Source organism: Streptomyces sp. NPDC059897, assembly GCF_042730865.1.
Classification (GTDB): Bacteria; Actinomycetota; Actinomycetes; order Streptomycetales; family Streptomycetaceae; genus Streptomyces.
The window spans coordinates 147,103-155,913 of sequence record NZ_JBHWKQ010000017.1; the positions used below are offsets into that span (position 1 = coordinate 147,103).

General features: G+C 71.7%; 8 protein-coding genes. 6 read left to right on the plus strand and 2 right to left on the minus strand.

The window, feature by feature from the left end:
* The first annotated feature begins 105 nt into the window (after positions 1–105).
* Entirely contained in the window at positions 106–1,959 is a 1,854-nt protein-coding gene (gene ilvD / locus ACFV9W_RS20770; RefSeq protein WP_385762911.1) for a dihydroxy-acid dehydratase, read from the plus strand.
* A gap of 33 nt (positions 1,960–1,992) precedes the next feature.
* Here ilvD and ACFV9W_RS20775 read toward each other — a convergent pair whose 3' ends face one another.
* A complete protein-coding gene (locus ACFV9W_RS20775; protein ID WP_385762913.1) occupies positions 1,993–4,107 on the minus strand; it encodes a PQQ-binding-like beta-propeller repeat protein in 2,115 nt (704 codons plus the stop codon).
* Positions 4,108–4,233: 126 nt separating this feature from the next.
* Here ACFV9W_RS20775 and ACFV9W_RS20780 point away from each other — a divergent pair, with 126 nt between their 5' ends.
* The 5 genes from ACFV9W_RS20780 (at position 4,234) to proC (ending at position 8,245) form a co-directional block, all read left to right on the plus strand.
* Complete coding sequence (locus ACFV9W_RS20780; RefSeq protein ID WP_385762915.1) at positions 4,234–4,548, plus strand: peptidase; 315 nt, start codon at positions 4,234–4,236, stop codon at positions 4,546–4,548.
* Between the two features lie 58 nt (positions 4,549–4,606).
* Positions 4,607–5,107 (plus strand): EamA/RhaT family transporter, encoded by a 501-nt coding sequence (locus tag ACFV9W_RS20785; RefSeq protein WP_385762917.1) that lies wholly within the window; start codon positions 4,607–4,609, stop codon positions 5,105–5,107.
* 643 nt (positions 5,108–5,750) lie between these two features.
* Positions 5,751–6,515, plus strand: a complete 765-nt coding sequence (locus ACFV9W_RS20790) for an ABC transporter ATP-binding protein (protein ID WP_385762919.1) — start codon at positions 5,751–5,753, stop codon at positions 6,513–6,515.
* A 61-nt stretch (positions 6,516–6,576) separates the two neighbouring features.
* Complete coding sequence (locus ACFV9W_RS20795) at positions 6,577–7,314, plus strand: ABC transporter permease (protein ID WP_385762921.1); 738 nt, start codon at positions 6,577–6,579, stop codon at positions 7,312–7,314.
* Between the two features lie 106 nt (positions 7,315–7,420).
* On the plus strand, positions 7,421–8,245 hold the full coding sequence (proC, locus tag ACFV9W_RS20800; RefSeq protein ID WP_385762923.1) for a pyrroline-5-carboxylate reductase: 825 nt from the start codon (positions 7,421–7,423) through the stop codon (positions 8,243–8,245).
* A gap of 249 nt (positions 8,246–8,494) precedes the next feature.
* On the opposite strand, the gene ACFV9W_RS20805 is transcribed toward proC, so the two are convergent.
* The coding region (locus tag ACFV9W_RS20805) for a hypothetical protein (protein ID WP_385762925.1) at positions 8,495–8,811 on the minus strand (317 nt) is incomplete at its 5' end.

The following is an 8,811-nucleotide window of genomic DNA, read 5'->3' on the forward strand; positions in this document are numbered from 1 at the left end:
CCCGGCATTCGGACACCCTGTCCGGTGCTTGGATCGGCGGCGTAGTCTCGGGAGACAGTCTTGATATCCCTCTGACTTGATATCCCTCTGAAGGAGCGAGCGACGATGCCCGAGCTGAGGTCCCGCACAGTCACCCACGGCCGCAACATGGCGGGCGCCCGCGCCCTTATGCGTGCCTCCGGTGTACCCGGTGCGGACATCGGCCGGAAGCCGATCGTCGCGGTCGCCAACTCCTTCACGGAGTTCGTGCCCGGCCACACGCACCTGTCGCCCGTGGGCCGCATCGTCAGCGAGGCCATCACGGCGGCGGGCGGCATCGCCCGCGAGTTCAACACGATCGCCGTCGACGACGGCATCGCGATGGGCCACGGCGGCATGCTGTACTCGCTGCCCTCCCGCGACCTGATCGCGGACTCGGTCGAGTACATGGTCGAGGCGCACTGCGCGGACGCGCTGATCTGCATCTCGAACTGCGACAAGATCACGCCCGGCATGCTGAACGCCGCGCTGCGCCTCAACATCCCGACCGTCTTCGTCTCCGGCGGCCCCATGGAGGCCGGCAAGGCCACGCTGGTCGACGGCACCGTCCGAAAACTCGACCTGGTCAACGCGATCAGCGACGCGGTGAACGAGAGCGTCTCGGACGAGGACATCCTCCGCATCGAGGAGAACGCCTGCCCGACCTGCGGCTCCTGCTCCGGCATGTTCACCGCCAACTCGATGAACTGCCTGACCGAGGCCATCGGCCTCTCCCTGCCGGGCAACGGCTCGGTGCTCGCCACCCACACCGCCCGCAAGGCGCTGTACGAGAAGGCGGGCGCCACGGTCGTCGAGATCGCCAAGCGCTACTACGACGGCGACGACGAGTCGGTGCTGCCGCGCAACATCGCCACCCGCGCCGCCTTCGACAACGCGATGGCGCTCGACATCTCCATGGGCGGCTCGACGAACACGATCCTGCACCTGCTGGCCGCCGCCCAGGAGGCCGAGCTCGACTACACGCTGGCCGACATGGACGCCGTCTCGCGCCGCGTCCCGTGCCTGTCCAAGGTCGCCCCGAACGTGGCGCCCGGCGGCACGTACTACATGGAGGACGTGCACCGCGCCGGCGGCATCCCCGCGATCCTCGGCGAGCTGTACCGCGGCGGGCTGCTCCACGAGGACGTGCACACCGTCCACTCCTCGTCGATCAAGGAATGGCTCGACGACTGGGACATCCGCGGCGGCTCGGCCACCGAGGAGGCGAGCGAGCTGTGGCACGCGGCCCCCGGCTGCAAGCGCTCCGCCGAGGCCTTCTCGCAGTCCGAGCGCTGGGACACCCTCGACACCGACGCCGCGGGCGGCTGCATCCGCGACGTCGCCCACGCGTACTCGGAGGACGGCGGCCTCGCCGTCCTCAAGGGCAACCTCGCCGAGAACGGCTGCGTCGTGAAGACCGCCGGTGTCGACGAGTCCATCTGGACCTTCGAGGGCCCGGCCGTCGTCTGCGAGTCGCAGGAGGAGGCCGTCGAGAAGATCCTGCTCAAGCAGGTCAAGGAGGGCGACGTCGTCGTCATCCGCTACGAGGGCCCCAAGGGCGGCCCCGGCATGCAGGAGATGCTCTACCCGACCTCGTACCTGAAGGGCCGCGGCCTCGGCAAGGCCTGCGCGCTCGTCACGGACGGCCGCTTCTCCGGCGGTACGTCGGGCCTGTCCATCGGCCACGCCTCGCCCGAGGCCGCCGCCGGCGGCACCATCGCGCTCGTCGAGGACGGCGACCGCGTGCGCATCGACATCCCGAACCGCGGCATCGAACTCCTCGTGAGCGAGGAGGAGCTGGCCGCCCGCCGCGAGGCACTCGGTGGCGTCTACGCCCCCAAGTCCCGCGAGCGCAAGGTCTCGGCCGCGCTGCGCGCCTACGCCGCGATGGCCACCAGCGCCGACACGGGCGCGGTCCGCGACGTGTCGCAGCTCGGCTGAAGCCCGCCCTTCCAACGCCCTTCCAACGCCCTTCTAAGGATCGTCCGCCGTGGCGGCACCGGAGACGGTGCCGTCCGGCGCGCTCCCGTACACCCGGCCGCCGCTCACGACGGGCGCCGGGATCTCGGCCACCACCCGGTCGGAGCGGCCCGCGGGCCTGGGGCCGCTCTGGCCGACGGGACGCCCCGTACGCCGGTCCACCGCGAGCAGCCGCCCGTCGGGGGCCGTCACGTAGACCCGGCCCGACGCGGCGTCGACGGCGGGCGCCGAGCCCCGGCTCACGGAGGTCTCCGACCGCCACAGCTCCTTGCCCGACGCGAGGTCCTGCGCCACCAGCGCACCGCCCGCCGCGAGCAGATACGCGGTGTCCCCGTGCAGCGCCGCCGTCGCGGCGGGCAGCGGCAGGGCCAGCCGTACGCGACGCGCCACCGCCCCGTCCGCGAGGCGATGCCCGACGAGCGCGACGGTCTCTCCCGACGCGTCCCGCTCCGTGCACCACACGACCCCGCCGGACACCCCGATCGGGGTCGCGGTGCCCGGCGACCGCTGCCGCCAGCGGACCTCACCCGTCCTCGGATCCACCGCGCTCACCTGGGTGTTCGCCCCGTCGGGCGCGGGCGCCGTGGCGTAGGCCAGGCCGCCACCGACGTACGAGAGGGCGGACTGCGGCCCCAGGGCCTGGCGACGGCTCCACTCCTGTCGCCCGGTCGCGCTGTCGACCGCGCTCAGCGTGCCGTCCGGCGCCGCGAGGAGCACCCGCCCGGCCGCCTGGCGCACCTGCCCCTGGAACCGGGACACGTCCATCGACCAGCGGGACCTGCCCGTATCGGCCGCCATCGCGACGAGCCGCGAGCCGTCCGGGGTGAGCGCGTGCACCAGGCCGCCCGACACCACGGGCGCCGCCCCGCCGACGTCACCCGCCGCGCCGGACGCCTTCCGCTTCCACCGCACCGAACCGTCCCGCGGATCCAGCGCCACGGCCAACGTGCCGGGCACGGCGCAGTTCAGGCTCCCGGCCCCGTACGAGCAGGCGGGCGCGGGACCGGGGCCGAGCTTGCTCCGCCAGGGGTGGAACGTGGCGGGGGAGCCCGCCGGGGCGCTCCGGGTGCCGGTGCCGGAGTCGCCTCCCGTGAGCAGCGTCGCGGTGAGCGCGCCGCCCAGGGCGAGGGCCCCGGCGAGGGTGAGGAGGGTACGGGGGCGGGGGCGGGGGCGCCGCGGCGCCGGTGAACGGGGCTCCTCATCGGCGGGGCTGACGGGGTCGGCGGTGGCCGGCTCGACCGGCTCGCGCTGCGCCGGGATGAACGCCTGCGTGTCGTACCGCGCAGAGACGCTCCGCAGCTCCGCCATCAGCTCGTCGGGCGTGGGCCGGTCCTCCGGCTCCTTCGCCAGGCAGGCGAGGACGAGCGGCGCCAGCTCGTCGGGCACACCGGACACATCCGGTTCGTCGTGCACCACCTGGTACGCCACCAGGTAGGGGCTGTCGGAGTCGAAGGGACCCCGCCCGGTCGCCGCGTGCACGAGCAGCGAACCGAGCGCGAACACGTCGGCGGCCGGGCCGACCTCGCGCGGGCGGCGGAACTGCTCGGGCGCCATGAACGGCGGCGTACCGATCAACTTCCCCGTCTCGGTGCGCAGTTCGCTGTCCTTCGGCCGCGAGATCCCGAAGTCGATGACCTTGGGGCTGTCCTCGGCGAGCAGCACATTGCTCGGCTTCAGGTCCCGGTGCACGACTCCGGCGCGATGGATGTCGCGCAGCGCCTCGGCGAGGCCCGCCGTCAGGTGCCGCAGCTGGGCCGGGCCCAGGGGCCCGTTCCGCTTGACGTGCTCGGCGAGGGTCGGGCCGGGGATGAACAGCGTGGCCATCCAGGGCCGTCCGGCCTCCGGGTCGGCGTCGACGACCGGCGCGGTGAAGGCCCCGCTGACCCGCCGGGCGGCCGCCACCTCCTGCCGGAACCGTCCCCTGAACTCGGGGTCCTCCGCGAACTCGGCGTGCACCACCTTCACCGCGAGCGGCAGCCCCGCCGCCGACCGCGCCAGATGCACGACGCCCATGCCGCCGGCGCCGAGGCGCTCCTCCAGCCGGTAGTGCCCGGCATACTCCGGAAGTTCCGCTTCCGGTCCGCTCCCGATGCTGTTGTACGACGGCATGTCCACGCCCCCCGTGGCCGATGAACGGGCCTTGCTAGCCTGCGTGTTCGACATTCCAACACACATATTTCAACGGGCCCTCAATGAACGTTGAACGGGTCGGCCCGACGGGGGAGGCGCACGAAAATGGCACCAGAGGAGCAGTCCGTCCAGTCGGACAAGTCCGCTCAGTCCGTGGAAGCGGCGGCGGCGTCGATGTACTACTCGGTGGCCCCGGGCTACAACGTGAACGTCCGCAGCGGCCCCGGCACCCAGTACCGCGTGGTGCGCGTGCTGCCGCTGAGCGCGAAGGTGCCGATCTTCTGCCAGAAGCCGGGCCAGACGGTCGCGGGCCCGTACGGCACGTCGAAGATCTGGGACAACATCGGTGTCGGCGAGTACGTCGCCGACGCCTACGTGAAGACGGGCAGTGACGGCTACGTGGCGCCGCGCTGCGCCTGAGCCGCGCGAGCGGACCGGGCTGCGGGACGCGCGGCCCGGTCCGGTGATAATCGAGGGCGTGAGCGACGAAACCGGCACCCCCAGCACCTCCCCGGCCCCGGGGCCCCAGCCCGAGGAGATCCGCTTCTTCGGCACGACCTGGGTCGACCACAGCGGCAACTACGGCCTGCGCCGGGCCGCGGTCGGAGCGGGCGCGCTCGTCCTGGCGGCGGCCGGCTGCTTCGTCCTCCGGTTCGCCTACGAGGGCCTGGCCATCGCCGACGTCGGCTCCCTGGTGAACCTGCTGCTCATCGTGATGTTCGCGGTCTGCAGCGCGCTCGCCTTCGCCCGCACCCGTACCGGTTTCACGGAGCGCCACGACCCCGAGAAGCAGGCGTCGCTGCGCGGCTTCCTGGCGATCGGCTTCGTCGGCGTCCTGATCGCCTACGCGCTGCGCTGCCTCGTCGAGGCCCCGGGCGAGAAGCTCCGCCGCGAGGAGTACGAGGCGGCTCGCGCCCAGTACGCCCGCCGCACCTCACGTCGCACAGGCAACCCCTCCAAAAAGAAGCGCAACCACTGACCCCACCGGGTCCCGGCCCCGCGGCACCGTCATTGCGCCCTCGGGACTGATCTTGTGCTGCACCGCTGTCACGGCCACGGGGCTCCGCCCGCCGGGTCTGAATCTGCCCACCGCTGTCACGGCCACGGGGCTCCGCCCCGGACCCCGCTGCTCAATCGCCGCAGGGGCTTGATTTACCTGCCCGCACCGCCCCGCCAGGCCCCCGTTCCCCGGCCCGTTCCCCCGCCCAATCTCCCACCCACCCGCCCCCTCCAGGGGCGTAGGCCCCACGGGGTCTCGCAACGGCTACGGGCAGCCGTCCCAGCTGTGGGCAATCTGCCGCCGCCCCGGTTCCCCACCCGTGACGGCTGGGTGCCGCCCCGCCTTGGGCAATCTGCCGCCTTGGGCGGCAGGGTGGGCAAGGCGGCCCCCGGTGCCGCGCACCCATGCCAACGGGCGCCGCCCCGGCAAAGCCCCGCTCCTGGCGCCGCGCACCCCTGACGACGGGCGCCGACCACGGCAAGAGCCCCGCCCCGGCTCGCGCACCCATGCCGACCGGCCCCACCCCGGCAAAGCCCCACCCCCCGTCGCCGCCCACCCAAAACCCCCACCCCCGACCCACCCCACCTTGACGCCCCCACCCCTCCGGAGGATTATTCATCGCATGATGAATAAAACCCCGCCACCCGCCGTGAACGCCACCGCCCTATCCGTCACCCGCGGCCCCCGCCCCGTCCTCCACGCCCTCGACTTCACCGTCCCGCGCGGCCAGATCACCGGCCTGCTCGGCCCCTCCGGCTGCGGCAAGTCGACCCTCATGCGCGCCATCGTCGGCACCCAGGCCAAGGTCACCGGCACCCTCACCGTCCTCGACCACCCCGCAGGCCACCCCAAGCTGCGCTCCCGCGTCGGCTACGTGACCCAGGCCCCCTCCGTCTACCTCGACCTGTCCATCCGCCAGAACCTCGCCTACTTCGCCTCCGTCCTGCTCCCCGGCAGGTCCGCCGCCGCCCACCGCAACTCCGAGGTCGACCGCGTCCTGACCGACGTAGACCTCACCTCCCACGCGGACGCCCTCGCCGGAAACCTCTCCGGCGGCCAGCTCAGCCGCGTCTCCCTGGCCGTCGCCCTCCTCGGCACCCCGGAACTCCTCGTCCTCGACGAGCCGACCGTCGGCCTCGACCCGGTCCTCCGCCGCGACCTGTGGATCCTCTTCCACGACCTCGCCGCCCGCGGCACCACGATCCTCGTCTCCTCGCACGTCATGGACGAGGCCGAGCGCTGCCACCGCCTCCTCCTCATGCGCGAGGGCGAACTCCTCGCCGACGACAGCCCCGACGCCCTGCGCGAGCGCACCGCCTCGCCCACCGTCGAAGAGGCCTTCCTCCACCTGGTCGACGAGGCGAACGCGACGACCACCGCCCGCTGACGCACGCACAGACGCACCCACGCATCCACCCACGCATCCACAGACGCCCTGGGAACCCACCATGAACACATACCGCACCACCGCCACCGCGCTCCGCGTCCTGCGCCAGCTCCTCCACGACCCGCGCTCGATCGCCCTGATGCTGCTCGTCCCGTGCGTGATGCTCTTCCTGCTCCGCTACGTCTTCGACGGCAGCCAGGCCACCTTCAACTCCATCGGCGCCTCGCTCCTCGGCATCTTCCCGCTCATCACGATGTTCCTGGTGACGTCCATCGCCACCCTTCGCGAACGCACCAGCGGCACCCTGGAACGCCTCCTGTCCATGCCCCTCGGCAAGGCGGACCTGATCGGCGGCTACGCACTCGCCTTCGGCACCGTGGCCGTCGTCCAGTCGGTCCTCGCCACGGGCCTCGCCCTCTGGGCCCTGGACCTCGACGTCACGGGATCGGCCTGGCTGCTCCTCCTGGTCGCCCTCCTCGACGCCCTGCTCGGCACGGCCCTCGGCCTCTTCGTCTCGGCCTTCGCGGCATCGGAGTTCCAGGCGGTCCAGTTCATGCCGGCGGTGATCTTCCCGCAGCTGCTGCTCTGCGGCCTGTTCACCGCGCGCGACCAGATGCAGCCGGTCCTCGAGGGAATCTCCAACGTCCTCCCCATGTCGTACGCGGTCGACGGCATGAACGAGGTCCTCAGGCACACCGACCTCACCGCCACCTACATCCGCGACGCCGTGATCGTCGCCGGCTGCGCGCTCCTGGTCCTCGCCCTCGGCGCCGCAACCCTGCGCCGCCGCACGGCGTGACCCCGGGGCCTGCGCCCCGTTCCGCCCACCGGACACCCCGCGAACCCCGGGCCCGCCCGATGCGAGGATGCCTGCGGACGGACGACGCACACGGAAGGCCCCGCTCATGAGCCAGCACCCCCGCCACAAGGTCGCCGTACTCGGCACGGGCAAGATCGGTGAAGCCCTGCTCAGCGGAATGATCCGCGGCGGCTGGGCACCGGGCGACCTCATGGTCACGGCCCGCCGCCCCGAGCGCGCCGAGGAGCTCCGCACCCGTTACGGCGTCACCCCGGTCAGCAACCAGGAAGCCGCCAAGCAGGCCGACACCCTGATCCTCACGGTCAAGCCCCAGGACATGGGCACCCTCCTCACGGAGCTGGCCCCGCACGTCCCCGCCGACCGCCTCGTCATCAGCGGCGCGGCCGGCATCCCCACCACCTTCTTCGAGGAGCGCCTCCCCGAGGGCACCCCGGTGGTCCGCGTCATGACGAACACCCCGGCCCTGGTCGACGAGGCGATGTCCGTCATCTCCGCGGGCACGCACGCGACGGCGGAGCACCTCTCCCACGCCGAGGAACTCTTCGGCTCGGTGGGCAAGACCCTCCGCGTCCCCGAGTCCCAGCAGGACGCCTGCACCGCCCTCTCCGGCTCGGGCCCCGCCTACTTCTTCTTCCTGGTGGAGGCCATGACCGACGCGGGCATCCTCCTCGGCCTCCCGCGCGACAAGGCCCACGACCTCATCGTCCAGTCCGCCATCGGCGCCGCCACGATGCTCCGCGACAGCGGCGAGCACCCGGTCAAGCTCCGCGAGAACGTGACGTCCCCCGCCGGCACGACCATCAACGCGATCCGCGAACTCGAGAGCCACGGCGTACGCGCCGCCCTCATCGCCGCCCTCGAAGCGGCCCGCGACCGCAGCCGCGAACTGGCCTCCGGCAACAACAGCTGACCTGCGTACGGGCCCGAGGCGTGAAGTTGACACGCCACGGGCCCATCCGTAGTGTTCTCCGAGTTGTCCGCCGTGAGCGCCGACTCCGGTCGGTCCCCGGGCAACCATTCCGCAAGACCTCTCATATGCACGACGACTGGCTTCTGCTCGGTCGTCGTCTGTATTTACGTGCGTCTTTGCGAAATGAGGAATCCACGTTCGAAAGGACGCGACCCCGATTAGCTCGGGGGCCGGGAATCCGCTAAAGTCTCACTCGTCGGAACGGCCCAACAGCCGCGAAGACAAGCCCCCCTGACTGGGAATCAGGCCCGAGAGGATCTGATAGAGTCGGACTCGCCGGAAAGCCGAAAGGCCGGAAAGCGGAGCGGGACCGAGGAAAACGGATCGGAAAACGATCTGATAGAATCGGAAACGCAAAACAGCAAGAAAAGCAAGACTGAAGGGAAGCGCCCGGAGGAAAGCCCCAGAGAATGTTCTGCGGGTGAGTACAAAGGAAGCGTCCGTTCCTTGAGAACTCAACAGCGTGCCAAAAATCAACGCCAAAATTTGTTGATACCCCGTCTCCA

Excerpts from the sequence above, each read along its gene's own strand:
- proC (WP_385762923.1), top strand. The coding sequence starts at position 7,421 with ATGAGCCAGCACCCCCGCCACAAGGTCGCCGTACTCGGCACGGGCAAG.
- ACFV9W_RS20790 (WP_385762919.1), top strand. The coding sequence starts at position 5,751 with ATGATGAATAAAACCCCGCCACCCGCCGTGAACGCCACCGCCCTATCC.
- ACFV9W_RS20795 (WP_385762921.1), top strand. The coding sequence starts at position 6,577 with ATGAACACATACCGCACCACCGCCACCGCGCTCCGCGTCCTGCGCCAG.
- ACFV9W_RS20775 (WP_385762913.1), bottom strand. The coding sequence starts at position 4,107 with ATGCCGTCGTACAACAGCATCGGGAGCGGACCGGAAGCGGAACTTCCG.
- ACFV9W_RS20780 (WP_385762915.1), top strand. The coding sequence starts at position 4,234 with ATGGCACCAGAGGAGCAGTCCGTCCAGTCGGACAAGTCCGCTCAGTCC.
- ilvD (WP_385762911.1), top strand. The coding sequence starts at position 106 with ATGCCCGAGCTGAGGTCCCGCACAGTCACCCACGGCCGCAACATGGCG.